Below are 1,387 nucleotides of genomic sequence, written 5' to 3' on the forward strand. Positions count from 1 at the left end.
GCTATGGCCATGGTGCGTGCGTTGAACAGGATGACAAAGGCTGGGATGCCAGAAAGCGTGCGTATTGCCTGAAAATCCAGCCAGCTACAGGGTCGTTCGCAAGAAATCTTATTTATTCAACAAAGCCGCACTGGAACTGACAGAAGAACAAAGGCGTTTTCTGAATAGTATGCTCGATGAGGCTGAGGATTGTTCTGGGGATGAGCAGTAATTGTCAGTGTACTTTTATAAAAACACTCCTCTGGTTTCTGAAGTCTGTACTGACCGAAAGAGTAAGTGTGCTTCTAAAAGCACACTATGATATTCCAATCAACCAGGGCGTATAGATGCTGATCAGTTAAATACCATCCCACCATCAATAATGAGTGCCTGACCTGTCATATAATCTGAATCCACACCGGCCAGATAGGAAACACATGCCGCAACATCCTCTGATTCAGAAATGCGTCCGAGGGCAACATTTTTCGCCCACTGCTGAAGGCCCCATTCCAGAGACTGGCCATTTTCATCTGCGACTTTTTGTGCGATACCATTCATCATAGGGGTGCGAACAATTCCCGGGCAATACGCGTTCACAGTAATCCCAAATTTCGCCAGATCTTTTGCAGCTGTCTGAGTTATACCGCGAACAGCAAACTTTGTAGCGCCGTAGACGGCCAGATCAGGGTTACCCACTTGGCCTGCCTGCGATGAGGCGTTGATTATCTTACCGATAATGTCCCCCGTTTTTGCCGGAGTACGCTGCTTAAAGTACTTCACAGCGGCCTGAATACCCCAGTACACACCTCCTACGTTAACATCAAAGACTTTACGGTAAATTTCTGGAGTAATTTCCTCAATTGGTGTCGTTGGGCCAAGACCGGCATTATTAACCATAACATCCAGGCGGCCAAACTTTGCAACGACTTTATCCACTGCTGCAAAAACTTGTTCGCGATCTGCGACATCCGCAGCTACTGCCAGTGCCTCGCCACCCATTTCTTCAATAAGCCTCACCGTTTCATGTGCCGTTTCGCCATTGAAGTCCAGACTACCGATACGAAATCCATCTTTCGCCAGACGGAGAGCGATTGCTTTACCAATTCCCTGCCCCGCACCAGTAACAACAGCTACTTTATGTTCTGTACTCATCGTTTCTCTCTTTGAACTCGTTTCAGATATACCGAATTCATAGTAGTCCAATATCACTATATGCACATTAGCTTTTATTATCAGTGCACAGTTTTTTTCGATTAGAAACATATCACCTAATATATACATGGCTTTGTTGAATAAATCGAACTTTTGCTGAGTTGAAGGATCAGATCACGCATCCTCCCGACAACACAGACCATTCCGTGGCAAAGCAAAAGTTCAGAATCACCAACTGGTCCACCTACAACAAAGC

3 protein-coding genes are annotated in these 1,387 nt (G+C 45.9%); 2 read left to right on the plus strand and 1 reads right to left on the minus strand.

Annotated features, from left to right (window positions below):
• Nucleotides 1-72 (plus strand): hypothetical protein (locus C3406_RS26695; protein ID WP_223177208.1); only part of this gene is annotated, 72 nt, incomplete at its 5' end.
• A gap of 261 nt (nt 73-333) precedes the next feature.
• Here the strand turns inward: C3406_RS26695 and C3406_RS25800 are convergent.
• A complete protein-coding gene (locus C3406_RS25800; protein WP_040113342.1) occupies nt 334-1,131 on the minus strand; it encodes a (S)-acetoin forming diacetyl reductase in 798 nt (265 codons plus the stop codon).
• Between the two features lie 161 nt (nt 1,132-1,292).
• Between C3406_RS25800 and C3406_RS26700 the strand changes: the two genes are divergently transcribed.
• A partial coding sequence (locus C3406_RS26700) for a hypothetical protein (RefSeq protein WP_223367353.1) occupies nt 1,293-1,387 on the plus strand: 95 nt, incomplete at its 3' end.

Origin of the sequence: Leclercia sp. LSNIH8, from assembly GCF_002920195.1 — a bacterium.
Lineage (GTDB): Bacteria > Pseudomonadota > Gammaproteobacteria > Enterobacterales > Enterobacteriaceae > Enterobacter.